This window comes from Bradyrhizobium sp. Kon10, from assembly GCF_055807395.1.
Genome location: NZ_JBVVOZ010000001.1, coordinates 269,536 through 295,120, shown reverse-complemented (window position 1 = coordinate 295,120; position 25,585 = coordinate 269,536). Strand labels below are relative to the sequence as shown.

The 25,585-nt window shown below is 64.0% G+C and carries 24 protein-coding genes and 1 pseudogene; 7 read left to right on the top strand and 18 right to left on the bottom strand.

The genetic code is table 11. The annotated features are described in order from the left end of the window. Positions 1 to 72 precede the first annotated feature (72 nt). Positions 73 to 264, bottom strand: coding sequence for a hypothetical protein (locus AC0L2O_RS01370; RefSeq protein WP_369725606.1), 192 nt, complete (start codon positions 262 to 264; stop codon positions 73 to 75). Between AC0L2O_RS01370 and AC0L2O_RS01365 the strand changes: the two genes are divergently transcribed. Beyond that, positions 263 to 3,391, top strand: a complete 3,129-nt coding sequence (locus AC0L2O_RS01365; RefSeq protein WP_473368425.1) for a DEAD/DEAH box helicase — start codon at positions 263 to 265, stop codon at positions 3,389 to 3,391. The genes AC0L2O_RS01370 and AC0L2O_RS01365 overlap by 2 nt on opposite strands. 18 nt (positions 3,392 to 3,409) lie before the next feature. On the opposite strand, the pseudogene AC0L2O_RS01360 reads toward AC0L2O_RS01365, so the two are convergent. The 10 genes and pseudogenes from AC0L2O_RS01360 to AC0L2O_RS01315 form a co-directional block, all read right to left on the bottom strand. Further along, a pseudogene (locus tag AC0L2O_RS01360) lies at positions 3,410 to 4,559 on the bottom strand (amidohydrolase). A 272-nt stretch (positions 4,560 to 4,831) separates the two neighbouring features. After that, positions 4,832 to 5,920 (bottom strand): mandelate racemase/muconate lactonizing enzyme family protein, encoded by a 1,089-nt coding sequence (locus AC0L2O_RS01355; RefSeq protein ID WP_473368424.1) that lies wholly within the window; start codon positions 5,918 to 5,920, stop codon positions 4,832 to 4,834. Positions 5,921 to 6,079: 159 nt separating this feature from the next. After that, on the bottom strand, positions 6,080 to 7,273 hold the full coding sequence (locus AC0L2O_RS01350) for a M20/M25/M40 family metallo-hydrolase (RefSeq protein ID WP_473368423.1): 1,194 nt from the start codon (positions 7,271 to 7,273) through the stop codon (positions 6,080 to 6,082). Between the two features lie 58 nt (positions 7,274 to 7,331). After that, positions 7,332 to 7,595, bottom strand: a complete 264-nt coding sequence (locus AC0L2O_RS01345; RefSeq protein WP_473368422.1) for a hypothetical protein — start codon at positions 7,593 to 7,595, stop codon at positions 7,332 to 7,334. A gap of 103 nt (positions 7,596 to 7,698) precedes the next feature. Further along, positions 7,699 to 8,952, bottom strand: coding sequence for an MFS transporter (locus AC0L2O_RS01340; protein WP_473368421.1), 1,254 nt, complete (start codon positions 8,950 to 8,952; stop codon positions 7,699 to 7,701). 215 nt (positions 8,953 to 9,167) lie between these two features. Then, a complete protein-coding gene (locus AC0L2O_RS01335; RefSeq protein ID WP_473368420.1) occupies positions 9,168 to 10,448 on the bottom strand; it encodes a type II toxin-antitoxin system HipA family toxin in 1,281 nt (426 codons plus the stop codon). Continuing rightward, positions 10,435 to 10,716: a helix-turn-helix transcriptional regulator gene (locus AC0L2O_RS01330; protein WP_473368419.1), complete on the bottom strand. Its 282-nt coding sequence runs from the start codon at positions 10,714 to 10,716 to the stop codon at positions 10,435 to 10,437. Before AC0L2O_RS01330 ends, AC0L2O_RS01335 begins: the two co-directional genes overlap by 14 nt. A 187-nt stretch (positions 10,717 to 10,903) precedes the next feature. Next, positions 10,904 to 11,167 (bottom strand): HGGxSTG domain-containing protein, encoded by a 264-nt coding sequence (locus tag AC0L2O_RS01325; protein ID WP_473368664.1) that lies wholly within the window; start codon positions 11,165 to 11,167, stop codon positions 10,904 to 10,906. Positions 11,168 to 11,196: 29 nt separating this feature from the next. After that, positions 11,197 to 11,835, bottom strand: a complete 639-nt coding sequence (locus AC0L2O_RS01320) for a hypothetical protein (RefSeq protein WP_369726486.1) — start codon at positions 11,833 to 11,835, stop codon at positions 11,197 to 11,199. 284 nt (positions 11,836 to 12,119) lie between these two features. Beyond that, positions 12,120 to 12,584, bottom strand: a complete 465-nt coding sequence (locus AC0L2O_RS01315; RefSeq protein WP_473368418.1) for an NUDIX hydrolase — start codon at positions 12,582 to 12,584, stop codon at positions 12,120 to 12,122. Positions 12,585 to 12,715: 131 nt separating this feature from the next. On the opposite strand from AC0L2O_RS01315, the gene AC0L2O_RS01310 reads away from it, so the two are divergent. Further along, entirely contained in the window at positions 12,716 to 13,750 is a 1,035-nt protein-coding gene (locus AC0L2O_RS01310) for a L,D-transpeptidase family protein (RefSeq protein WP_473368417.1), read from the top strand. 32 nt (positions 13,751 to 13,782) lie between these two features. Here AC0L2O_RS01310 and AC0L2O_RS01305 read toward each other — a convergent pair whose 3' ends face one another. The 4 genes from AC0L2O_RS01305 to AC0L2O_RS01290 form a co-directional block, all read right to left on the bottom strand. Next, entirely contained in the window at positions 13,783 to 14,733 is a 951-nt protein-coding gene (locus tag AC0L2O_RS01305; protein ID WP_473368416.1) for a lytic transglycosylase domain-containing protein, read from the bottom strand. Positions 14,734 to 14,941: 208 nt separating this feature from the next. Beyond that, positions 14,942 to 15,217, bottom strand: coding sequence for a hypothetical protein (locus tag AC0L2O_RS01300; protein ID WP_369725592.1), 276 nt, complete (start codon positions 15,215 to 15,217; stop codon positions 14,942 to 14,944). Positions 15,218 to 15,294: 77 nt separating this feature from the next. Beyond that, positions 15,295 to 16,152, bottom strand: a complete 858-nt coding sequence (locus AC0L2O_RS01295) for a VOC family protein (protein WP_473368415.1) — start codon at positions 16,150 to 16,152, stop codon at positions 15,295 to 15,297. 160 nt (positions 16,153 to 16,312) lie between these two features. Beyond that, on the bottom strand, positions 16,313 to 17,506 hold the full coding sequence (locus AC0L2O_RS01290; protein WP_473368414.1) for a urate hydroxylase PuuD: 1,194 nt from the start codon (positions 17,504 to 17,506) through the stop codon (positions 16,313 to 16,315). Between the two features lie 202 nt (positions 17,507 to 17,708). On the opposite strand from AC0L2O_RS01290, the gene AC0L2O_RS01285 reads away from it, so the two are divergent. After that, complete coding sequence (locus AC0L2O_RS01285; RefSeq protein WP_473368663.1) at positions 17,709 to 19,025, top strand: PQQ-dependent sugar dehydrogenase; 1,317 nt, start codon at positions 17,709 to 17,711, stop codon at positions 19,023 to 19,025. Positions 19,026 to 19,186: 161 nt separating this feature from the next. Here the strand turns inward: AC0L2O_RS01285 and AC0L2O_RS01280 are convergent, their stop codons facing one another. Genes AC0L2O_RS01280 through AC0L2O_RS01270 form a run of 3 tightly spaced genes read right to left on the bottom strand, consistent with a single transcriptional unit; the run spans position 19,187 to position 21,374 of the window. Beyond that, on the bottom strand, positions 19,187 to 19,987 hold the full coding sequence (locus tag AC0L2O_RS01280; protein WP_473368413.1) for an SDR family NAD(P)-dependent oxidoreductase: 801 nt from the start codon (positions 19,985 to 19,987) through the stop codon (positions 19,187 to 19,189). Between the two features lies 1 nt (position 19,988). After that, a complete protein-coding gene (locus tag AC0L2O_RS01275) occupies positions 19,989 to 20,543 on the bottom strand; it encodes a carboxymuconolactone decarboxylase family protein (RefSeq protein ID WP_369725588.1) in 555 nt (184 codons plus the stop codon). A gap of 18 nt (positions 20,544 to 20,561) precedes the next feature. Further along, complete coding sequence (locus AC0L2O_RS01270; RefSeq protein ID WP_409189693.1) at positions 20,562 to 21,374, bottom strand: SDR family NAD(P)-dependent oxidoreductase; 813 nt, start codon at positions 21,372 to 21,374, stop codon at positions 20,562 to 20,564. Positions 21,375 to 21,617: 243 nt separating this feature from the next. On the opposite strand from AC0L2O_RS01270, the gene AC0L2O_RS01265 reads away from it, so the two are divergent. The 4 genes from AC0L2O_RS01265 to cyoD are packed head-to-tail and all read left to right on the top strand — an operon-like array spanning position 21,618 to position 25,462. Beyond that, the gene (locus AC0L2O_RS01265) at positions 21,618 to 22,451 is read left to right on the top strand and encodes a cytochrome ubiquinol oxidase subunit II family protein (protein WP_473368412.1); all 834 of its coding nucleotides are present in this window, start codon (positions 21,618 to 21,620) and stop codon (positions 22,449 to 22,451) included. Next, complete coding sequence (gene cyoB, locus AC0L2O_RS01260; RefSeq protein WP_473368411.1) at positions 22,441 to 24,441, top strand: cytochrome o ubiquinol oxidase subunit I; 2,001 nt, start codon at positions 22,441 to 22,443, stop codon at positions 24,439 to 24,441. Before AC0L2O_RS01265 ends, cyoB begins: the two co-directional genes overlap by 11 nt. Further along, entirely contained in the window at positions 24,441 to 25,082 is a 642-nt protein-coding gene (locus tag AC0L2O_RS01255) for a cytochrome (ubi)quinol oxidase subunit III (protein ID WP_369725584.1), read from the top strand. Before cyoB ends, AC0L2O_RS01255 begins: the two co-directional genes overlap by 1 nt. Continuing rightward, positions 25,079 to 25,462, top strand: a complete 384-nt coding sequence (gene cyoD, locus AC0L2O_RS01250) for a cytochrome o ubiquinol oxidase subunit IV (protein WP_473368410.1) — start codon at positions 25,079 to 25,081, stop codon at positions 25,460 to 25,462. Before AC0L2O_RS01255 ends, cyoD begins: the two co-directional genes overlap by 4 nt. Positions 25,463 to 25,585 lie beyond the last annotated feature (123 nt).

Sequence of the window (25,585 nt, the reverse complement as noted above, 5' to 3'; positions counted from 1 at the left end):
CGACCCGACGATGCGAATCGCAAGTGAGCTCGCTCGCGTGCGGTCGACGGTTGTTGACTACCAGAAACGGATTCACGTGCGGCATTCCAAAAAAACGCGGCCAGCCAAAACCTTGGTCAAAAAGACCTTGGCGAAACAGACTTCGGCAAAAAAGACCTTGGCAAAAAACAACTCTGCAAGAAAGGGTTTGCCAAGGACGCCTTCGCCAAAGAAGGGCAAGGGCTCGCATCGCGCCACGATCTCGTCGTCCTCGCCGCTCGGCATGATGGCGCTTCATCTGCTTGCGCAATGGAAGCAGTCCGGCCGCGGCGGGCTCGTGTTCCTCGCCGAAAATGAAAACAGAGCGGAGCGGCTCGGCAGCGTCATTCACGCGCTCGACCCGTCCTGCGAGGTCCTGGTGTTTCCGCGCCTGAACACCCTGCCGTTCGATCAGCTGGAACCGTCGCGTGAAATCGCGGGGCGTCGCGCCGCGGTCCTGAGACGTCTGGGGAAATCGAAAAAGCCGATCTTCCTGGTCTCGACGGCGGAAGCCGTGATGGAGCGGCTGCCGTCGCCGGCGAGCCTGGCGCGCCTCAATGTCAGCTTGAAGGTCGGCGCTGCGTTCTCGGAAGCCGACCTTCGCGTGCGTCTCGAGGCGCTGGGTTATGATCCCGATGACGAACCGGATTATCCGGGCGGCGTCCTGTTTCACGGCCAGACATTCGAGATATTTCCGGCGGGTGCGCTTGGCCCGTTCCGGGTGGAGCATTCGCGCCGCGCCATCACCCGGATCGTGGCGTTCGACCCGAAAGAGCACGACATCATCTTCGAGACCAAAGAGCTCATCGTCGATCCCATGTCGGAGCGGCTCGGCTTCGCGGCCAAGGGCGGCAAGCGTGCGACGCTGTTCGACTATTGCGGACGCGCGAAGTGGCTCGCCGACGCAGGGGTCCCGTCGCACGCCGATGGTTGGCTGAGCACGATCGAGGACGCCGCGGGCCGTGTCGAGCGGGAGCGCGAATATCTCGGAGCACGCGACTGGAAGCAGGCCAGCAAGGGCATGAAGGTGTTGCCGCGCAACGCTCCCTTCCAGGCAATTCCGGAATTTTCCAAGCTGACATCCTCGCGGAAAGCCTTTCGCGCGTTCGTCGAGCAGACCCGGCGCGATGGTTCGCGCCTGGTCTTCGTCGCGGCGCAGGAGGAGGACCTGCGCGCAATGGAGCGGATGGGCGGCGTCAAGGCGGAGCGTCTTCCGGACTGGGACGCGGTGACGAGCGGCCGCAACCGCGAAGTCGCCATGCTGGCGGATCTCGACGCGGGCTTCGTCGTGCCGGGGAAGACCGCTCTCGTGGTCGTGACGGCGTCCGACGTGCTCGGCAGCAGGGCCCATCATCCGCAGCCGATGGTTCGCGCCTGGAGCACGGCGTTCGACCATGCCGATGTGCCGCAGCAGGGCACGGTGATCGTTCATCTCCAGCGTGGCCTCGCCGTGCTCGATGGACTGCAAACCGTCAACACCGGCGGCGGTGCGTTGCGCGAGATGGTCAGGCTGGTGTTCGCGGGCGACAATGCGGCTCTGGTGCCGCCGCCTGATCTGGCCCTGATGTGGCCTTACGCGACAGAGCGCGGCAGGCTCGCGCTCGACAAGGCGGATGGAAGCTCTTGGTGGGCCCGCCGCACCGAGGCCGAGCGGGAAATCCAGATCGCCGGCAAGGTGCTAGCCAAGCACATCAGCCAGCGCCGCCGCCGGCGGACCGCGAAGCTGGAGCCGCCGGGATCGGTGTACGAGAAATTCGTTGCGCGCTTTCCCTATTTCACGACCGCCGATCAGGCCAAGGCGATCCGGGACGTCCTCGACGACCTCGCATCCGGTCACCCGATGGACCGCGTGGTCTGCGGCGACGTCGGATTCGGCAAGACCGAGGTGGCGCTGCGGGCAGCGGCGGCCGTGGCGTTGTCGGGAAAGCAGGTGGCGATCGCGGTGCCGACGACCGTGCTGGCGCGGCAGCACCTCGCGACCTTCCGCAGGCGCTTCGCCCCGTTCGACATCGAAGTGGGGATCCTGTCGCAAGCCGCGTCAGGCGCAGAGATGCGGGAGACAAGGGAGGGCTTGCGAAGCGGCCGGATGAAGGTCGTGGTCGGAACCCAGGCTCTCACCTCAAAGGATGTGAAGTTCGCCGATCTCGGCCTCGTCATCATCGACGAGGAGCAGCATTTTGGCGCGGCCGAAAAGGCAAAGCTCTCCAGCCTCGCCAAGAATGTCCATACGCTTTTGATGAGCGCCACGCCCATTCCGCGAACCCTCGCCACAGGTCTCGCCGGCTTCAGGGATTTGAGCATCATCGCATCGCCGCCGGCCTATCGGCTTCCGGTCGCAACCAAAATCGCGCCCTTGTCCGATGCCGCCATCGCCTCGGCGTTGCTGCGCGAGCAGCGGCGCCACGGGCAGAGCTTCCTGATCTGCCCACGCATCCAGGATCTCGATGGCATGCTGGCGCGCGTGCAGGCGGTGGCGCCCGATCTCCGCATCGTCGCTCTGCACGGCAGATTGCCGGCCGGCGAGATTGACGACCGCATGATGAACTTCGTCGAAGGCCGCGCCGATGTTCTGCTCGCGACCAATATCGTCGAGAGCGGTCTCGATATCCCGCGTGCCAATACCATCGTGGTCTGCTGGCCTGAAAAATTCGGGCTCGCCCAGCTTCATCAGCTGCGCGGGCGCGTGGGTCGTGGCGGCATACGCGCGTTCGCGTATCTGCTCACCGAGTCGGCTTCCGACCAATCCGAGAAGCGGCTCGCCGTGCTCGAGGAATTCAACCGGCCGGGCGCGGGTTTTGCCATCAGCGAGCGCGATCTGGATCTCAGGGGCGCCGGCGACCTGTTTTCGGAGCAGCAATCCGGCCACGTCCAGGTGTTCGGGCCCGTGCTGTACAGCCATCTGCTGAAAATGGCGTCGGAGAAGGTCGACGGAAGGGCCGAGGTCTGGGTGCCAGACCTCAATCTGCCGATCGCCGACATGCTTCCGGAGAGTTACGTGCAATCCGAGCCGGTGCGGCTCGAGCTCTATGCCCGCGCCGCACGGTGCCGGAGCGAGGACGAGCTTGACGATCTGGAGGAGGAAACCTCCCGCCGCTTCGGGCAACTGCCGCCGGGAGCGCGCGACTTCTTCGCCGTGGCGAGGCTCAGGCTGGATTGCAAGCGCAGAGGCATCATCCGCCTGGACGTCGGGCCCGAAGCCGTCGCCGCGACGTTCCTGCCGGGGCGCCTGCGGAAATCCAAGGGGAGATCTACCGGGAAATCCAGCGGCCGATCGCTGCAACGCCATGGCGATCGCGTCGTCTATCACGGCCCGATGCGGGAGTCGCCGTTCGACAGGGTCGAGGAATTGTTCGATATCCTCGACGACGCCTGATGATCCCGGCGCCGCGTTCTAGTTCGCCGACAGCGCCGTCCTGGCGATTTCGGCCATCCAGCGGGAGGCGACCGGCAAGATCGCGTCGTTGAAATCGTAACGCGGGCCGTGCAGCTCGGCGCCGTCGCGCAAGGGTCCATTGCCGATCCAGACAAAGGCGCCGGGCCGCTGCTGGAGATAGGACGCAAAATCCTCGCCGGCCATGCTGGGCGCGAGGTCGCGCCGCACCGTCGCCTGCACCTTGGCCGCGGCCATGCGCGCGAGGCCGGCTTCCTCCGGCGTGTTGATCACGACGCCGACGCCCATGACGATGTCGGGCGTCACCTTGACGCCGAAGCTCGTCGCGATGCCGGCGCAGATATTGCTTATCCGCGCGAGAATGATGTCCTTCACGGAATTGCGGTGATATCGGAGCGTGCCGCGGATCGTCACGCGCCCGGCGACCTGGTTCGGTGCGGTGCCCGCCCTCGATCGTGCAGAGCGACAGCACCGCGGTGTCGAGCGGATCGACGCTGCGCGACACGATTGCCTGCATGGCGACGATCAGGTGCCCCGCCGCCATCACCGGATCGCGCGTCAGATGCGGCATGCCGGCATGTCCGGCATGGCCCTCGATGGTGATGGTGACGCGGCCGCCGGAGGCCATGACCACGCCGTCATGGACCGCGATGGTGCCGGCCTCGAGGCCCGGCCAGTTGTGGAAGCCGAACACGCGATCCATCGGGAAGCGGTCGAACAGCCCGGCCGCGACCATCGCGCGCGAGCCGCCGTAACCTTCTTCCGCCGGCTGGAAGATGAAATCGACCGTCCCGCTCCAGCTCTTATCCGCCGCCAGCAGCGCCGCCGCGCCGAGCAGCGAGGCGGTGTGCCCGTCATGGCCGCAGGCATGCATCACGCCGGGATTTTGCGAGGCATAGGGCAGGCCGGTGTCTTCGGTGATCGGCAGCGCATCCATGTCGGCGCGCAGGCCGACGCGACCTTGTGCAGATCCGCGCGTCAATGTCGCGACGACGCCATGCCCGCCGATGCCGGCCTCGAAGCCGATGCCGAGCTCGGTGAGCTTGTCCTGCACGAAGGCCGCCGTGGCCTTCTCCTGGAGGGACAGCTCGGGATGCGCATGCAGGTGCTGGCGCCACGCGGTCAGTGTCTGGTGCAGCTCGGGTGTCAAGGTGCTGATCTCTTGTGTCTGCTTTTGGCACCATAGCGGATTATCCGCTCCGTACACCCGGCGCAGACGAATGCCTCGCGTGCAGCAACGCTGCTCGCCATGGTGTCAGGCGCGTGCCAGCCCCGCGAGCAGAGAGCTCCCTCTCCCGCTTGCGGGAGAGGGTTGGGGAGAGGGTCTCTCCGCAGAGAGACTCCCGGCGAGGAAAAAACCCTCACCCGGCGCTTCGCGCCGACCTCTCCCGCAAGCGGGAGAGGTAAGCAGGAAGCCGAGTTCTACACCGCCAGCTTCGCCAGCCCGTTCCAGTCGAAGCTGATGCCATGGCCCGGCCGCGCCGGCGCCAGGGCCTTGCCGTCCTCCAGCACCAACGGATGCTCGATGTACTTGTCCAGCCCGAAGCCGTGGGCCTCCAGATACGACCGGTTCGGGCAGGCCGCGAGCAAATGCACGGTGATGTCATGCGCGCCGTGGCTGGTCACGGGCAGGTTGAAGGCCTCCGCCAGCCGCGCGATCTTCATGAACGCGCTCACGCCGCCGCAATTGGTGACGTCGGGCTCGGGATAGGACACGGCTCCCGCCGCGATGTAGTTCTTGAACTCCCACAGCGAACGCAGATTCTCGCCCGCCGCGATCGGCACGCAGCCCTCCCGCATGATGCGTGCGTGTCCCGCGACGTCGTCGGGAATGATCGGCTCCTCCAGCCAGGTGAGATCGTAGGGTTGCAGCGCGCGGGCGGCGCGGATCGCGTCCTCGACCGTCCACTTCATGTTGGCGTCCGCCATCAGCGGAAAGCCGTCGCCGAGATGCGCTCGCATCGCGGAGACCTTCGCGACGTCGGACTTGAGGTCGGGACGGCCGACCTTCATCTTGATGGCACGAAAGCCCTTGGCGAGATTGCCGTCGGTCTGTGTCAGCAGCGCTTCGACCGAGAGGTCGAGATCGATGCCGCCGGCGTAGCAGAGCACGCGCGCGTCGAACCCGCCGAGCAATTGATACAGCGGCAGCTTCGCGCGCCGCGCCTTCAGATCCCACAGCGCGATGTCGAGCGCCGATAATGCCAGCACCGCCGGTCCGCCGCGCCCGCCATAATGCAGGCCCCACCAGACGTGATGCCAGATGGCTTCGGTGTCGTCGGCCTCGCGGCCTTCGACCAGCGGCGGAATCTCGCGCTTGAGAATGTCGGCGACAGCCCCGCCATTGCGCCCGACCGTGTAGGTGTAGCCCACACCTTCAGCGCCGTCGGCATCGCGGATGCGGCAGGTGATCAGCTCGAACGCCGACATGTCGCCATGCGTGCTGTCGGAAAGCGTGACGGGGAGGGGGATCCGGTAGAGTGCGGACTCGATTGTTGCGATGCGGGGCATGTTTTCTCCCTGTGTTTTTTCTTTTGGTTCGTAGTTTGTAGGGTGGGTTAGCCCTGCAGATACGCGAAGCGCATCTGCTCGGCGTAACCCACCACTTTCTTTCCGCGGCGACGAAAGCGGTGGGTTACGCCTGCGGCTAACCCACCCTATGCAATTAGCTCACCGCATCGTCGCAAGCTGCACGGCCAGCGCACAGGCGCGATCATATTCGTCCAGATTGATCCATTCGTCGATCGTGTGCGCCTCGTTCTGGCCTGCGCCGAAGGTCACGGTCGGAACGCCGTGCCGCACCATCCAGTTGGCATCGAGCCCGCCATTGGCGGCGCGCACGTTCGGTATTCCGCCGACCGCAGACACAGCTTCGATGGCGCGTTTCACGACGGGCAGGTTTTCCTTCATGCGGAACGGATAATAGTCGGTCTCGGCCTTGAACTTGATCTTGCCGGACTTGCCCTGCGCGTTGGTGACTTTCTTCGCGGCCTTCTCGAACGCCGCCTTGTAGGCCTTGGTGATCTCCTTGAAGAATTTGCCGTCATGGCTGCGGCACTCGCCGCGCACATGGACGTAGTCGGTGACGACGTTGGTGGCGTCGCCCGCCGGGCGGCCCTCGCCGCCGGTGACGGGGCCGACATTGCTGGTGCCCTGCTGCTTGCCTTTCACCACCTTGCCGAACCAGCCGCCGGCCTTCACCTCGGCAAGGGCCAGCGCCATGATCATGGTCGAGGAGATGCCGCGCTCCGGCGCGACGCCCGCATGCGAGGCACGGCCGAAAATCTCGACGGTCCAGCGATCCGCACCGACGGCGCCGATCACGACGTTGGAGGCGGAGCCGCCGTCATAGTTGAAGGCCATCACCGGTGCGCCGAGCTCGTCGAGCTTGACGTGGCGCGCGCCATAAAGCCCGCTCTCCTCGCGCACGCAGAACAACAGCGTGATCGGCGGATGATCGAGCTTCTGCTTGGCAAGCTCTGCGGCGAGCGTCACCAGCACGCCGCAGCCGCAGCGATTGTCGCCGCCGAGCGCGGTCCTGGCCTCGTTGACGATTCTGCGACCCGCCTTCTTCGGCTTGGCGCCCGCACAGAGCGGCACGGTGTCCATGTGGGTCATGAACATGATCCGCGGCTGGTTGTGCAGCGCGCCGCGGCCGGGCAGGTCGACGATCAGGTTGCCGGTTTCGGTTGGCACCGGAATGCGCGTATTGGCATCGTCGAGCCGGATCGCCTTGGCCGGCACGCCGCTCTCCTTCAGCGCGGTCGTGAGCTCACGCCCGATCGCCGCCTCCTGTCCGGTGACGCCCTCGACGGCGAGAAAGCGCATGAGGCGGTCGGTGGCGGCTTTGGTGTCGACAGGCATGAAACGGTCCCTTGATGTACGATTGACGCGACAAGATTGAGAGAAGGCGCAACGAGCCTTAGCTCTTTGACACAGGTTGCAGCTGCCAAAGTGTCGTGTAGTTCATGATCGGCCGCTCGAACGTTCCGCCCATGGCGACAAACGGTTTGCCCGAATCCAGCATCGGCTGGAATCGATCGAGCTGCTTCGCCGCGTGCAGATCGGTCCACAGGCTTACATTCGAAAGTGACGAGGTCGCCTCGTCCGCGCCGACATAAAACGCAATCAGACCCGGCATCGACTCGATGCCGGGGCGAAGTGCCTTTTCGGTCTCGTTCATCATTTGCTGCATTTCGCCAAACCTCGCAGGCGGGCATCGAAGAATAGAGACCCTTACGATTGGGGGCATGGAGAGCTCCTCTCTTTGCATCGCCCGAACCCCGGGTCTATTCTATCTTCGGCTGTGGCGAGGTATAGACCAAAAACACAAACACCCCGCCCAGCAGCGCCGCTGCCATGAACAGCAGCACGGCCGGCAGCCCCGCGAACGCCGCCACCGCGCCGGTGATCGACTGCATCAAGGCCGTGCCGAGGAAGAAGGCGAGGTTGACCGCGGCAAGGGCCTTGCCCGCAATCTGCGCGTCGACCAATTGCCGGGACATGCCGAACAGCAGCGGTTGCGCCGAGCTCGCCAGTCCAATCAGCACGAACAGCACCAAATCGTATTGCGGCGGCATCACCGCCACGCCGAACAGCAGCGACACCGCACCATCCGGCGCGCCGAGCGCCATCAACGCGACCAGCAGCGCCGCCATCATGTGCGCGCCGGCCACCAGCTCGCGCCGGCGGCCAACCTTGCGGTCGATCATGCCGATGCACAGCGGTCCTGCGATCATCGCCAGCGTGTAGGCGCCGAGCTGGTTGCCGGCCTCGACTCGCGACAATCCCTTGACCTGCATCAGCCACGGCCCGCCCCACAGGCCGCGCAACACCAGCGAGGTCGCCAGCGACACCAGGGCCAGCGCGATCAGGCCACGCAAAGGCCGCGACAGGCCGAGCCGGAGCACGTCGATCATCTGCGAGAACGGCGAGGCGGTGTCCTTGTGCTCGGCCGGCTGGTTCGGCACCAGCAGGAACACGGCGAGCGCGACCACGATGCCGCCGAGGCCTGCGATCCAGAACCCGGCGCGCCAGCCGAAATGATCGACCACGAAGGCGAGCGGGCTCGACGACAGCAGCATGCCGATGTTGCCGATCGACAGGATCGCGCCCGACCACAGCCCGAATCGCGCGGCCGACAATTGCTTGGCCGCGAGCGTCATTGGGCACATCAGCATGCCGGAGGTCGCGACACCCAGCAGCAATTGCCCGAAGGCAAAGCTCTCAGGTCCCGTCGCAAAGCCCGAGGCGATTGCACCGACCACCGTTCCCGCAAGCAGGCCGAGCGACACCGGCCGCACGCCAAAGCGATCCATCGCGGCTCCGACCGGAATCTGCGATGCCGCAAAGGCGAAATGATACACCGAGGTGAGGCTTGCGAGTGCCTGCGGCTCGATGCGGAAATCCGTCGCCATCAGGTCGAGGCTGATCGCCGGTATGGTGCGCAGCAATGTCGACAGCATGTGCCCGCACGCGAGCGCCACCAGCGCAAAGATCAGCGCGCGGGTCGCGTGTCCCGCGTCATCGGTGCTGGCGGTCATGAGCGTTCCGTCCCGGGAAGGTTTTGGGTGGGGTACAGGATCGGGAGGGCGGTGCCAATGGGGGGAGAAAGCAGGCCTCTTATTCCGGATTGTGCTCTTCCGGACAATCGTTGGACGGGCAGGGCAAAGCGAAACCATCTCTCTCTCGCGACGATGATGGGTTTCGCGAAGAGCTCAACGCATCCTACGACCCGCGGGTGGCATCCTGGCAGCTTTCATTCAACAAGCTTGACCAACGCCTCCGGAGCATCGACGAAGGCGAACGCGTTGAGGAATTGCCGCCTCCACAGGAGGTTGCGGTCGACCTCCGAAAGCGCCGCCGCGTCGCACACCTTTTTCCAGAGCCTCTTGATGGCCTTGATCTGTCCCGCAATAAGGTCGATCGCCTCGCTGATGTTGAGCAGGAAGAGCGGCGCGGCCTGAAGGCAGACCGAAATCTGGCTCGTGCGTCGTTCGCCCGTGATGAACATCGCCTGCGTTGCCTCTCCGCCGGTCCTGGCTTGCGGACAAATGTCGTAAGCTGGGGTCAGCGAGAGTTCCCTTCCATTCCAGAACGCCGAGTGGTTTCGCGCATGGTCGTCCGTGTTGCCACAGAGGATGTTGAATACCATCCTTCCGAACAGTTCACGAAGAGTCGCCTTTGGTGAAGTGAACCTGTGACGGACGATCGTCGCGAGGTCCTCATAGCTCGCGTAGCGCGCCATCATTTCCTCGAGTTCGAGCAGCGTCAGCGCAGATACCACGGCGCGGCGCTGCCACCCGTCACCGGTCCTTTGCCGGTCGAAACGTTCGATCAGCAGGACGTCCTTTCTGGCGGCGCGGTCGAGGCTGACGGGAGCCACATCAAGGCCGGCTTTCGCGGCGAGCCGCATGGCCACGAACTCTGCTTTCACGACGTTGTAGAGGTCATTCTGCGACGAGAACTTGGCAACGTATTTTCGATTATCCGCGATGATCGTCGTTTTCGGTCGGGCACCGCCGATCGAGCTTCCATGCAGGAGGGCGCGATCCAGTTCCGGCGTGAGCGGCACGCCTTGTTCGACGAGCGTGGTCGCGGCGTGAAGTTCTGCAAGCGTTGCTGCGGAAGCCTCTCGCGGTACATAGCTCTCCGCTGACTGCTGAAAATCCAAGGCACCGATGCGGTCCGAGCCGGACTCGAGCAGATAGGTCAACTCATCGATATCTCCGGTATCGACCTCCTTGCCGCTCTTTCCGAATGTCCGATTGATGATAACACGGCGGCCCCACGCGTCGGGTGCAGCGTCGCGAATGCAGTTCGGCATCATCAACCCGGGCGTCAGCGGGAGCACTCCGCTCCGCAGCGGAAGCTCCGGGTCATAGAGCGAGATCGCGTTGTTTCGCGCGAGATAGCTTCGCCCGTAGTGGAAGAGGATCTGGTTGCTCTCGGCAAACAGTCGCCCCGCCACGACCGGCGCGGTGGCGTCCGGCAGCCAGACCCATACGAAGGCCTCGGCTGGCCTCTCAGAAATCGTCATCGGGCTTCTCGCGCGACGTGCGGACGGATTTCGGCAAGAGTGCCATCATGGCGGAATTGGAGGCCAGGGCGCTGGCCAGGGCGCGTTCGTCAGCGTCGAACAGCGGTACGCCGGCGATGGCCGCCGCTTCAAATACGGCGCCGAGTGTGCAGCCGAGATCGCCGTTCTCGATGCGACGCAACAGTCCACGCGAAAGGCCTGCCCTGCCGGCAAGTTCTTCGGACGTCATCTTCCGCTCGATACGGGCCTTGTGGATGAGCTGGCCCAACAGCGCAGCCGCATCTTTGGCGTATCTGGAATAAGGCCGCGCTTTCTTGGGCATGTATGGTCCATTAATGGACCCAGAGGCCCAATGTGAGCTGTATATAGCTCGACATCGAGGGGGATGTCAACAGATTGATCCACAAATGACTCATGAGGAGCCATATGGTTCATTAATAGAGCATGGTAGAAATTCAACTGGTTAGTCCCTTCCGCGGGTCCAACTTCATCTCTTGCAGCAGTTTCCGCGTCTCCCCCAACAATGCTTGGACCCGCCTCCGTTCGGCAACCGCCACAGCGGCAAACAGCCCATGCTTCCGCGCGTTTCCGTTTCCCCGCGGTGCTCCCGATCTTGCCGCGCCGCCGTGCATGCGGCAGCGCGCCTTTCCGTGCACCGCCGGCGCGCGGCAGGTGCTGCCGTCGCGCGTGGTGGCGCCGCAGCGCGGGCTCGACAGCATCGCGTTCGTGTTGCGGATGTGGTCGTCGCTCATGCGGTGGCACGCTGTTTGACATCGCGGGCCGAGGCCAGTCCTGCGTCCATCATTGCGTCCGCAGCTTTTGGCCCCGAGGCGATCATGTTCGTATGCGTGACGTTCCCCACGATGGCTTTCCCGCCATCCTGCACTGACAAGTTCTGCACGGTGATCGCATAGGCGCCGTTGCTGCGATGGCGGGTCAGGGCCTCGATCTGGGCCGCGAACGTGCGGGCCAGCCGGGTCAGTGCGCGTGTGAGGCTCTCCTGCTGCGGCACGTCGTCGGTGCAGGCGAGGCGACAGGCACTGCGCATGCTCGCCACGTGGACCGACACCATCTGCGCCGCCAGCATGGCCTCGAGGGAATCCCGCGGCGCGATGCTCTTCACCATCGAGATCATGAAGGCGAGATTGGCTTCATCGGGCTTTTGCCCGATCACGCTGGCCTTGACCAATTGCTTGAGCAGGCCATCCATCGCGTCGCGGTCGACCGCGCCGAGGGCATCGGCCAGCAGCCGCTCGCCGGCATGCGGGTCCGGGTGGTCGATCCTGATCCGCCTCCGGGAGATTTTGACCCGCGGGGTTGGGGCGACGCGCCCGTGATCGATTGTCGCGAGCGCTGCTGTGCTGTTATGCGTTGGGGATGTCGTCATGGCGATGGGTCCTTTGCGGGTGCAGGCGTGTGGGCGCGGTGCCTGCAAGGGCGACCGCGGCGCGCGGGTTACGATTTTGCGATGTCGATGAGTGGCTTACGCATAGTCGCGTCGCCGCGCCCATGGCTGCGTGCGGTCTGACGTTCACGATTGCTGCGATGATGCCATCCTGCCAGTGTTTTGCCCGACGAGTCAAACGGCCTTGCGGGGGCGCAAGTCCTTGATCTCACTCACGCGGGCTACTGTGCATGGGGTTGTTTTCGCGCTTTTTTATTTTGCGGCAGTCAATGCGGCCGACATATTTGCGAAAGCCGGCCGAGCAGCGGACGCTGCCCTTCGTTGATCTTCTCGCGTGCTTCATCGAGCGAAAACCATTCCGCCCGATCGACCTCCGGGAAACTTTGCCGCTTGCCGCTGCGTGGCGGCCATTCGATGTCGAACATGTTGCTGCGAATGCTGCCCACGTCGACATCAAATTCTGCGGCGAAAGCGGTGACGATCTTGCCGCCGCGCTGCTTGACCTGACCGAGCGCGACCAGCGGCACCGTCAGCTCTACTCCGAGCTCTTCGAAAAATTCCCGTCGCGCGGTTGCCTCGGCATCCCCTTCGTCGGCGAACTCGCCCTTCGGGATCGACCAGGCGCCGAGGTCCTTGTTGCGCCAGAACGGCCCGCCGGGATGAACAAGCAGGACCTCGAGGCCTGTAGGCCGGCTTCGGTAGGCGATGATCCCGGCGCTTCTCGACGGCATCGCAGGTTCCTTCGGATCATGGCGGCTTCGCCGGGAAAGCCTGGAACTGTGCATGTCAACGCAAGTTGGTAGCTCGAGGATACACCGGCTGGCTCTTCGCGAGCAGGTCGGGCGATCGCGAGAGACGCAGGATGTCCCGAGTTCTTGCCGCGCTGGTACTCTGGCTTGTTGCCGCAACGCCCGCGCTCGCGGCTCGCCTTGACGCCGCCGCGATCAACGAGGCGGCTCTGCCGACGAAGCTGCCCGGTCGTGACAAGCCCAACGCATCGATTGCGAAGCTGGAGATCCTGCTCGACCGTGCCCGCTTCTCTCCCGGCGAGATCGACGGCAAGCTCGGCGAGAACGCGCAGAAGGCGCTTACTGCGTTTGCCGAGGCCAACGGCCTGACTTTCGACAAGGCGATCACGCCGGAACTCTGGGACAAGCTTGCCGCGACCGCCGACGGCCCTGTCATCGTCGATTACAGGATCGCGGATGCCGACGTGAAGGGACCATTCCTCAAGAAACTACCGACGAGGATGGAGCAGATGAAAAGCCTGCCCGCGCTCAGCTATACCAGCCCGCGCGAGGCGCTCGCCGAGAAATTCCACATGAGCGAGGAGCTGCTCGCAACGATCAATCCCGGCAGGAAATTTGACAGACCCGGTGAGACCATCGCCGTTGCGAATGTTGTCCCAAAGCCCGATCCGATGCCGGTCGCGCGCATCGAGGTCGACAAGACGCGACAGACGCTGAAGGCATTCGATGCGTCGGGACAGCTGCTCGCCTTCTATCCGGCGACGGTCGGGAGCTCCGAGAAGCCGACGCCGAGCGGAACGCTGAAAGTGACAGACGCGCATGAAAACCCGACCTACCGCTACAATCCGGATTACAAGTTTGCCGGCGTCAAATCCAGGAAGCCCTTCACGATCAAGCCCGGGCCGAACAATCCGGTCGGCTCATACTGGATCAATTTGTCGGCGCACGGCTATGGCATTCACGGCACCGCTTATCCCGGCAAGATCAGCAAGTCCGAATCGCACGGCTGCGTGCGACTGACCAATTGGGACGCGCATACGCTTGGCGCGAGCGTCAAGCGCGGCACGCCGGTGGCTTTCCTGGACGCGCCGACCGAAGCCTCATCCAAGGTGTCGCAACAGGCAACGACGAAAAGCCCGCCGAACTGACGACGGGCTCATCGTGTCGTTCCGCCGGCGGCTTAGCTGGCGGAACGTTCGCGCGACGCGACGTGGATTGCGCGAGCCCGTGCGTTCTTGCCGGCGGCCCGCGTCGCCACGATGCTGCGTGCCTTGCCGCGAGCCGACGCATTCTTCCTGAGCAAGGACGCGAACCGCTTGCGTGCGCGGTTGGTGATCGCGGCCTCCGCATTGCGAATGATGGTGGTGACCGCCGGCGCCAGGTTCACCGGAACCCAGGCGACGTCCTTCGTCTTCGAGAGGTTTCCGACACCTTCGCAGGGTGCTTCGCGCGGCAGGTCGATCCGGATCGCCAGGGCCGCAGAACGCTCGGTCCAATCCTCCGCTTTGGTGCCGGTGATGATCCGGACATAGTCGCGCGTCTCGCGCGGCAGCTCGCTTTCCTTGGCGAGCCATTTCTGGATGCGGCCGGGGCCTGCGTTGTAGGCGGCCGCGGCGAGGCCGAGATTGCCGAAATCGTCGCGGAGCTTGCGCAGGAACTTTGCCGACGCGGGTAGCGCCTTCATGGCATCGAAGGGATCATCGAGACCGACTTCTGCTGCCGTCTGCGGCATGAACTGCGCGACGCCTTGCGCGCCTGCCTGGCTGACCTCGTCGGAGCGAAATCGGCTCTCCTGCCAGAGCAGGCGGGCGAAGAACGGCACTGGAATGCCGCTCTGCTCGGCCGCTTCCCTGAGCGCGTGGCAGAATTGTTCAGTCGGCGAAGCCGACGGTTGCGCGGCGGTTTCATCCGCGCGCGCCGGCTCGATTGGCTCCGCATACGACGCCCGCGCATTCGCGAGCTCGATCGCCTGTACGCTTGCGAGGAAGAGTTCGGCGAGTGGGACCAGTGAAGATCCACGATCGGCTTTGGGGGGGGCGTTGTCGACATGTGAGGCTTGCGAGGGCGGCGGCGAGCCGACGTCGCACATCAGAGCCAGAAACGCAGCGCAAGCCGCGACGAGAAATCGCATCTCGGTCAAAGTCCTCGAACTGTGGGGGGAACAACCGGCGTGCGCCGGTGACAAGGACTTATTAACCGCAATTGCGGCGAAGCTGCGATTCCGGAAGACGGCCCGGTGTTAGTACGGTGTTCCCGCAGCAGAAAGTGCGATCCCGCCCGCTGATCCGGAACCCGGGCAATATAAGGTTCCAGGCGTAATGACTGAAGACGGGTGTTGCTTACGCCTTCGGAAAGTCCTTGCGCATCGCGATCTCGGCAGCATCGCCGGGCGACAGCACGGTCTGTTCGAACGCCGCTTGCGGCGGCGTCATGATGTCGTAGAGCGAGATGCCCTTGATCGGCTTTTCCATGAGTTCGCGGACGCAATCGGCGAGCGTGCCGTTGTAGACGAGATAGGGCGGACCTCTGTCCTTCTGCCTCTCGCCTTTCAGCGACGGCCACTTCTTCAGTTCGGCCGGCGCGTCATAGGCGATCGGCGAGCCCTCTTTAAACATGCGCTTGGTCCCGGCGGCGTGGATAGCTGAAATCCTAGGGCCGGCGCGGTAAACGCTTGTTAAAGAATTAGCTCAAATCAGCCGGCAATGAAGGCGAGCAGGGTGCCGTTGGCTTTGGCCGGCGGCACGCAGATGGCCGCCCCGCTACGCCCGCCCGCTGAACCCAGCGCCTTCTCGGTCGCCGCGAGATCGCCGCTGACAAGAACCAGCGCCGCGCCGCCGCGCTCCGAGAGGCCCGCGAGCGGCACGCCGGGATAGCGTTTCCCGAGCTGGTCCAGTGTCAGATAAACGAAGTCGGCACGATCACCGCCGGAGGGCACGGTCACCGCGCCGTCGGCTTCCGCCGCGGGTTCGCGATCGATCAGTCGACCCAGATGCGCAGCTTCCTTTGCGGGCTGCGGCGTTGCGATCAACGTCTGCTTGATCCGCTTCGCCGCATTGGCGTGTGCCATCAGTTCGGGTATCCAAACCGTTTCGCGCGTCTTGTGCTGGCAGGCGAAGATGCGCACGCCGCCGGGCGCTTCAGCGGTCGGCCACATGAAGGTGCGGAATTTTGCGGCGGAGACCGTGCCGTTTGGCAGCATCACCGGCCGTTCGAAGTCGGTCGGGCCGATCGGCTCGAGCCCGCGCGCGCGGATCTCCTCGGCGCCGGCGGCGGAATCGACCGCGGTGAAGGCGATGCGCTCGATGCCCTCGCCGCGCTGGTCGAGAAAGGCGCGCGCCGGCGCGTTGTGTTCGGTCGCGGCGAGCACGCCGAGCAGCTCCATATAGTCCGGGTCGAACATGATCGTGTAATTGCCGGTGCCCATATGCGCGCTATGGGTGCCGCGCGGCGAGATCGTAAAGCCGAGCTTTCTGTAGTTCTCGGCAGCCTTGTCGAGGTCTTTCACCATGACCACGGCGTGGTCGATACCGATGACGTTCTTGAGGGCCACTGTGATGTCCTTAGGCGCAAATGCAAACTGACTTTCGACGGCCCAACGCGGCCGCCCGCCTTATCTACGCCCGATAGGCGCTCAAGTCATTTTGAAATCGCCGGCAGATGCGGAATTTCGTTCCGCGAAACGCCGCATCGACGCGCCGCGATCGATGGCGTCAGTGATCCTGCTCGCTGAGATAGGCGGCGAGGATGGCGCGCTCCTCGCTGGTCATCTCGGTGATGTTGCCCGGCGGCATTGCGTTGGACCAGGCGGCGACGCGGCCGATCAGGCGGATGTTGCGATGGATATGCTCGGGCGCGTCGAGCAGGATGCCCTTCGGCGCGGTCACGATGCCGGCCCAGACCGGCTCGGCCGCGTGGCACATGCTGCATCGGGACATCACGATCTCCTCGACATCGGCGACCGTGGGCTGCGCCGACAGCGCGCCCGTCTTCACCTCGCGGGGGCCGGCGGCGGAGAGAAAGAAAATCGCGATCGCTCCCGCCGCCGCGATGCCCCACACCCACCACGGCGATTTGCGGCCGGCGTGCCGCTCGTTGAAGAAGTGGCGGATCACCGGCCCGAGCGCCAGCACGATCGCGACGATGATCCAGTTGAAGCGGGTAGCGTAGAGCAGGGGATAGTGGTTGCTGATCATCAGCACGATCACCGGGAGCGTCAGATAGTTGTTGTGGACCGAGCGCTCCTTGCTGGTCTTGCCGAGTTTCGGATCCGGCGCCTGTCCCGCGATCAGTGCTGCCACGATCTTCTTCTGGTTCGGGATGATCAGCGCGAACACGTTGGCGACCATGATGGTGCCGATGATCGCCGCGATCTGGTTGAAGGCGCCGCGGCCGCTCAGCACATGCGTGAACACATAGGTCAGCGCGACCAGGAACAGATAACCGCCAATGGCGAAGGGCAGCTCGCGCTGCGCCAGCCCGGTGCGGCAGGCGATCTCGTAAAGCAGCCAGGCCAGCGCCAAACTTGAGAAGCTGAACAGCCCGGCCTGGAGCGGCGTGAGGTCGAGGATCGATCTGTCGACCAGGAACAGATCGGCATCGAGATAGTAGACCACCACCATCAGCGCAAAGCCGGACAGCCAGGTGGTGTAGGCCTCCCATTTGAACCAGGTCAGCTCTTCCGGCATCTGACTCGGGGCCACCAGATATTTCATGATCCGGTAGAAGCCGCCGCCATGGACCTGCCAGGCTTCGCCCTGCACGCCGTCCGGCAGGTCAGATTTCGGCTTCAAGCTGAGGTCGAGATGGATGAAGTAGAACGAACTGCCGATCCAGCCGATCGCCGCCACCACATGCAGCCAGCGCAGCAGCAGGCTCACCCATTCCGATAAGATCGATCCCCACATGATCACCCCATCAATCGCGACATCGATGCCGCAGCTTTGATGACCGCAACCGGCGGTCGTCCCCTTACAATGTGTCGCACCGATCCGCAGTGTTTTCCAGTACGATGGACCCGGGCTGTTGCACATCGTGCGGGCATGAGCTGACGTGGGATTTGGCAGTGAAGTCCGGGAGGAAGATGACGTGAGGATTCATGTTTCGCTCATGATCGTGCCAACCTGGCTTTTCGCAGCCTGCGCCGGCGCGCAAGCAGAACCCGTGCTGCAAGGCAAGGACGCGTACGGCAGCTGGCACGCCGACAAGCCCGGCATGGTCAGGCTGATCCGCCCGCAGGATCTGGCCAAACCCGGCGCCACGCCGTCGGTCGCCAACCCCACGCGCGTGACGGCGCGCGGCAGTGCCACGCCGCTCGTGCCGGAAGGATTCAGGATCGAGCTTTTGGCTGATGGCCTGTCCGACCCGCGCGTGCTGCGTGTCGCGCCCAATGGCGATATCTTCGTTGCCGAGACCGGGTCAGGGCGTATTCGCGTGCTGCGTCTCGGGGAGGGCGGCACCAAGGTCGCAACCAACGAGGTCTATGCCAGCGGACTCACCCGTCCCTTCGGCATCGCCTTCTTCCCGAGCGGCGACAACCCGCAATGGGTCTATGTCGCCAACGCCGGCAATGTGGTCCGCTTTCCCTATCATGCCGGCGATCTGAAGGCGTCAGCCAAGCCCGATGTCGTGGTGGCAAACCTGGCGCAGGGATCGGGCCATTCCACCCGCGACATCGTGTTCACGCCTGATGGCAAGCGCATGCTGGTGTCGGTCGGTTCCGCCAGCAACGACGGCGAAGGCATGGGTAACCCGCCCGGCGGGCTCGAGGCGTGGTCACGCACCCAGCCGCTCGGTGCGTCCTGGGGCTACGAGGCCGAGCGCGCCGCGGTGCTCGCTTTCAATCCCGAAGGGAAGGACCGCAAAGTCTATGCGACCGGCATCCGCAACTGCGTCGGCCTTGCCATCCAGCCGCAGATCGGGCTGCTCTGGTGCTCGACCAACGAGCGCGATGGCCTCGGCGACGATCTGGTGCCCGACTACGTCACCAGCGTGAAGGAGGGCGCGTTCTATGGCTGGCCGTGGTTTTACATTGGCAACAACGAAGACCCGCGCCACGCCGGCGCACGACCGGACCTCAAGGACAAGGTGACGATTCCGGACGTGCTGGTGCAGGCGCACTCGGCCTCCCTCGGCATGACCTTCTACCAGGGCACGCAGTTTCCGTCCGAGTATCAAGGCGACGCCTTCGCCGCCGAGCACGGCTCCTGGAATCGCTCCAAGCGCACCGGCTACAAGGTGATCCGCATCCGGATCAAAGACGGCAAGCCGACCGGGGAGTACGAGGACTTTGTCACGGGCTTCGTCGTCAACGACACGCAGGTGTGGGGACGGCCGGTCGGGATCGCGGTGGCCAAGGATGGATCGCTGCTGATCTCGGAGGACGCCGGCGGCACGATCTGGCGGGTGACGCGCGCGCCGCAGTGAGCGAGGTCCCTTCGTCTCTCCCCGCGTGCGGGGAGAGGCCGGAATTTGCGAGAGCAAATTCCGGGTGAGGGGGACTCTCCGCGAGTCCAACTGCCATTGTGATTGCGGAAGCAGCCCCTCACCCCAACCCTCTCCCCGTAAGAACGGGGAGAGGGAGAAGACTACCCCCGTCTCACACTCGCGCCACCATCCACCGGCAGCGTGACACCCGTAATAAAATTCGCTTCATCCGACGCCAGGAACAACGCGGCGTTTGCGACGTCCCATGCTGTCCCCATCTTCTTTCGCAGCGGCACCTTGCTGTCGCGCTCGGCTTCGACTTCGGCGCGGGTCTTGGACCATTCGCGGGCGCGAGTATCGACCGCCATCGGCGTGTTCATCAGGCCCGGCAAAATGACGTTGGCGCGGATGCCATACTCGGCGTTCTGATAGGCGAGCTGTTCGGTGAAGGCGATCATCGCCGACTTCGTTGCCTTGTAGGCGACATAGGGATAGGTGGTGATCGCAGCCATCGAGGAGATGTTGATGATGACACCGCCGTTCAGCGCGCGCATCATCGGGATCACCTCTTTCGCCGTCAGAATGCAGCTCTTCAGATTGATGGCGACGACGCGGTCGAAGGCTTCTTCGGTCAGCTGAAGCAATTCGGCGTCGCCGCCGGACAGGCTGACGCCGACATTGTTGTGCAGCACGTCGATCCGGCCCCAGCGCGATTGCGCGTCCGCCACCATCGCCTTGATGTCCGAGGATTTGGTGACATCGGCCCTGAAGGCGGCTGCAGTGCCGCGTTCGGCGGCGATCATCGCCGCGGTTTCCTGCGCCGATTCCAGATGATGATCCACGCACAGCACTTTCGCGCCCTCGCGCGCGAAGGTCAGCGCCGTGGCACGGCCGTTGCCCATGCCTTCGCCGGGGCTCTGGCCGGCGCCGACGACGATCGCGATCTTGTCTTTCAAGCGCATGTCAGTTCACTCCCGGGATCGGGTACTGCTGGAGTACCTCTTTGTAGGTTGACTCGTTGTCGATCTTCATGGTGGCGAGCACGCGCACCACGCCGCAATAGAAAGCGATAGTCAGCACGAGATCGACCATGTGCTCGTCGGAGAGATGTGTCTTGATCTCGGCGAAGGTCGAATCCGACATCGCAAGCTGGCGCACCATCTCGCGGGCGCCTTTCAGGATCGCGCTCGCCAGCGGCTCGAGCTTCGACGGCTTGCCTTCGGTCTCCGCGATCAGGCCCGCGATATCCTCGTCGGTGACGCCGAATTCCTTGCCGATCTTCACGTGATGGGTGAATTCGTATTCCGACTTCTCCATCCAGCCGACCTGGAGGATCGCAAGCTCCCGCAGGCGCGGGTCGAGCTTGCTTTCGAAGCGGATATAGCCGCCGACGCCGTTGAAGGCGCGCGCCATCTCCGGTGAATTGACCAGGAGCTTGTGCAGGTTGGTGTTGCGCTTGAGCATATCGCGGTATTCGGGCGCGACCTGGTCGGCCTCGAGATAGGGCAAGCGGGCCATCCCTGTGTTTCCTCCTTGCTAGTGTTCTTGTGACTCGCGTTCGGGCGCTTGCAGCGTCACGCCACCGTCGACCACCAGCACCTGGCCGGTGATATAGCGCGCAAAGTTGCCGAGCAGGAATTTGACGGCGTGGCCGATGTCCCAGCCGGTGCCTTCGACTCTCAGCACGGAAGCTTTGGCGCGCTGGGCCCGGGCCTGCTCGCTCATGCCCCGCGCATAGACCATCGGCGTGTAGATCGGCCCCGGGCAGATGCAGTTGACGCGGATGTTGTCGCGGCCGTGATCGACCGCCATCGCCCGGGTCAGGCCGATAATGGCCGCTTTCGAGGTGGTGTAGCTCGTGAGCCCCCGCGGCCGCAGTGCCGAGATCGAGGAGATGTTGACGATCGCGCCGCCTTTGGCGGTTTTGATCATTGCGGGGATCGCGTGCTTCGACAGCAGGAACATGGTTTCAACATTGACCTGCATGACGCGCCGATATTGCTCCGGCGTCTCATCCACCACGCTGCCGCGGCTGCCGATGCCGACATTGTTGTCGAGGAAATCGAGCCGGCCCCAGCGATCCAGCGCGGCTTCGACCAGCGCCCTGCAGTCGTTCTCGCTGGTGACATCGCCGCCATGCGCCGCGGCCGTGCCGCCTTCGGCTGCGATCATCTCCACCGTGCGCTCGGCGAGCTTGAGGTCGCGATCGGCGACCAGCACCTTTGCGCCGGCGCGGGCGAGCAGGATGGCTGCGGCGCGACCGTTGCCGATCCCGTCGCCTGCGGCGCCGCCGCCGCTGATCAATGCCACCTTGCCGGTGAGGCCGGCATCGTCCTCAGGGCCTTGCATGGCGTTTCTTCCCTTTGCCGTCTCGTTGTTTTTTTTCGACGATAGCAACCGGGCGCGGGGGTGAGAAGGCCGACTGTCCCGCGCCCATGTCATTGACATCGCATGGAATTGCATGCCGCCGCGCGAGATGATGGACGATTGAGCAGCGTCATTAGGAACCGACCTCGCGCACTCGCGTTTGCTGCCGGGGCCTTTCTCGCGCTAGGCTCTCCCCAGGGGCTTCCCAACCGCCAGTGGTTGCCGATGAATCTGCTCGATCCGCAAGGGCCCGTCGCTGCGGCCAACAGCACGATCCTGGTCGATTCCGTCTTCATCATGCTCGCGATTGTGGTGCCGACCATCATCGCGATCCTGGCCTTCGCGTTCTGGTTTCGCGCCTCCAATCCGAGAGCGCAATTTCAGCCCGACTTCGTCTACTCCGGTCGCGTCGAAATGGTGGTGTGGGCGATCCCCGCGCTGACCGTGATCCTGCTCGGCGGCGTCGCCTGGATCGGTTCGCATCAACTTGATCCCGCAGCGCCCGTGCCAGGGACTGGCAGCCCGGTGCGGATCCAGGCGGTCTCGCTCGACTGGAAATGGCTGTTCATCTATCCGGACCAGCGCATCGCCACCGTCAATACATTGACGGTTCCGGCCGGCGCCGAGCTGAATTTCCAGCTGACGTCCTCAAGCGTGATGAACGTGTTCTTCATTCCGCAGCTCGGCAGCATGATCTACACCATGAACGGGATGGTGACGAAGCTGAACCTGCGCGCCGACAACGAAGGCAAGCTGCAAGGCCTGTCAGCGCATTTCTCCGGCGACGGCTTTCCCGACATGATGTTCGACGTCAATGTGATCTCGCCGCTTGCGTTCCCGGATTGGGTGGCGAACACCGCGAAGTCGGACGCCGTCCTCAACGAGGACAGCTACAAGAAGCTGATGCAGCAGGGCATCGAGAAGGGCAGGCCGACCTATCGGCTGGATGATCCCCGGCTGTTCGACCTGATTTCGAACCAGCACATTCCGCCAGGGCCGGGCCCGGAGTTGATGTCCGAGGCTGGCCGGTCGCAGAGTGGAGGAGACCATGCTCGGTAAGCTCGATTGGTCGGCGATCCCGTTCGACCAGCCGATCCCGCTGATCGCAGGCGCCGTGGTGCTGGTTGCGATCCTCGCCGTGCTGGGCTGGGTCGTGGTGAAAGGACATCTGCCCTATCTCTGGCACGAATGGATCACCAGCGTCGATCACAAGCGCATTGGCGTCATGTACATCCTGCTCGCCTCGGTGATGCTGCTGCGCGGCGGCAGCGACGCCATCATGATGCGGATCCAGCAGGCGATCGCCTATCAGTCGCAGGGCTATCTGCCGCCGGAGCACTACAACCAGATCTTCTCGGCGCACGGCACCATCATGATCTTCTTCGTGGCCATGCCATTCGTGATCGGGCTGATGAACCTCGTCGTGCCGCTCCAGCTCGGCGTCCGCGACGTCGCGTTTCCGACGCTCAATTCAGTCGGCTTCTGGCTCACTGCGACCGGCGCGTTGCTCGTCAACCTCTCGCTCGTGATCGGGGAGTTCGCGCGCACCGGCTGGCTCGCCTTTCCGCCGCTGTCGGAATTGTCCTACTCGCCCGGCGTTGGCGTTGACTATTATGCATGGTCGCTGCAGATCTCGGGCGTTGGCACGCTGGTCGCCGGCATCAATCTCGTGACGACTGTGCTGAAGCTGCGCACCAAGGGCATGAACTACCTGCGCATGCCGATGTTCTGCTGGACCACGCTGGCCTCGAACCTCCTGATCGTCGCGGCCTTCCCGATCCTCACCGCCACGCTCGCGATGCTGCTGCTGGACCGTTATCTCGGCTTCCACTTCTTTACCAACGAAGCCGGCGGCAACGTCATGATGTTCATGAATCTGATCTGGGCCTGGGGACATCCCGAAGTCTACATCCTCGTGCTGCCCGCGTTCGGCATCTACTCCGAGGTGGTGTCGACCTTCTCCGGTAAGGCGCTGTTCGGCTATCGCTCGATGGTGCTCGCCACCATGGCGATTTGCGTGATCTCTTTCATGGTCTGGCTGCATCACTTTTTCACGATGGGCGCGGGGCCCGACGTCAACGCGATCTTCGGCATCGCCAGCATGGTCATCGCGGTGCCGACGGGAGTGAAGATCTACAATTGGCTGTTCACGATGTACGGCGGCCGGATCCGCTTCACCACACCGATGCTGTGGTCCGTCGGCTTCATGGTGACCTTCATCATCGGCGGCTTGACCGGCGTGCTGGTCGCGGTGCCGCCGGCCGACTTCATGCTCCACAACAGCATGTTCCTGGTGGCGCACTTCCACAACGTCATCATCGGCGGCGTGCTGTTCGGTGCATTCGCCGGGTTCGAATACTGGTTTCCGAAGGCGTTTGGCTTTCGCCTCGACGAGCGCTGGGGCAAGATCGGGTTCTGGTTCACCTTTCTCGGCTTCTACGTCACCTTCATGCCGCTCTACATCGCCGGCATGCTCGGCATGACCAGGCGGATGCAGCACTATGACGTCGCGGCCTGGCGGCCCTGGATGATCATCGCGGCGTTTGGCATGGCGCTGCTCTCGATCGGTGTCCTGAGCCAGGTCATGCAGGTCGTGGTCAGCATCCGCAACCGTGAAAGCCTACGCGACCGCACCGGCGATCCCTGGGACGGACGCTCGCTGGAATGGGCGACCTCGTCGCCGCCGCCGGTGTTCAATTTCGCCTTCAGTCCGGATGTGCGCGGCGAGGATGCCTATTGGGATTTGAAGGCCCATGCCAAACAGCAATTGCTCGAGAACCCTGAGCCGGAGTATCGGGACATCGAGATGCCCCGGAACTCGCCCACCGGATTTGTCTGCGCGTTCTTTGCCACCATCATGGGCTTTTCGCTGATCTGGCATATCTGGTGGTTGGTGATTGTGGGCGGCATCGGCGCGTTCGCGACCTTCGTCGTGTTCGCCTGGCGCGATCATGACGAATACGTCATTCCGGCCGCGGAAGTCGCCCGCGTCGACCGCATCAATCGCGAGGAACGACGCAACCTCGTCAGCATGGCGGGGGCGGTCTGATGTCGATGACGGCAACGGTCGGCCGTGCCCACGCCGATCCCCATCATATCGGCCGCGCTGCCGAGCACGAAGGGCCGGCGCCGAAGCGCATCGTCACGGCTTACGGCTTCTGGATATTCCTGCTCTCCGACATCGTGATGTTCTCTTGCTTCTTCGCGGCTTACGCGGTGCTGTCCGGGCAGACCGCCGGCGGCCCGAAAGGCTCCGAGATATTCGATCAGAAGAACGTCGCCATCGAGACGGTCTGCCTGCTGCTGTCGAGCTTCACATGTGGCATGGCCAGCATTGCGGCCGATGTGCGCAACCGGCTCTGGTTCTATCTCAGCATGGCCGTGACTTGCGCGCTCGGGCTCATATTCCTGTCGATCGAGTTCCGCGAGTTCGCCGACCTCGTCGCGCGCGGCTATGGTCCGTCGCGTAGCGCGTTCCTGACCGCGTTCTTCTCGCTGGTCGGCTGCCACGGGCTGCACGTCTCGGCGGGTGTGCTGTGGCTCCTCACCATGATGGCGCAGGTCTTCGCAAAAGGCTTTCGCGCCGACATCCTGCGCCGGATGATGTGCTTCGCACTGTTCTGGCACGCGCTCGACATCATCTGGGTTGCGGTGTTTTCGGTGGTCTATCTGCTTGGGAGTGGCGCATGAGCGATCAGACGCACATCGAACATGACCTCGCCCCCGGCGAAGCCGAAGAACACAGTGTCGGCGCCAGGAGCCTCGGTTACGTCGTCGGCCTCGGCCTCGCACTGCTGCTCACGGCAACCTCGTTCTTCATCGCCGGCACCAATCTGGTCTGGCAGCCTTCCATCCCGGTCGCGTTGATCGTGCTCGCGATCGCGCAGATGGGCGTGCATCTGGTATTCTTCCTGCACATCACCACGGGCCCGGACAATACCAACAACGTGCTGGCGCTGGCCTTTGGGCTCCTGATCGTCTTCCTGGTGGTTGGCGGTTCGGTCTGGATCATGTCGCATCTGAACGCCAACATGCCGCCGATGGACCAGATCATGCGGATGCGGATGTAGGGGCGCCCATAAAGAAGGCCGCCTGTCGTGGACAAGCGGCCCAAGTCTAGGGAGGAAACGCCCGTGCAAAGACAATCGGGCCGGAGCCGGATCGTCTGCCAAGGATGCGCTAGCGCAAGCGCT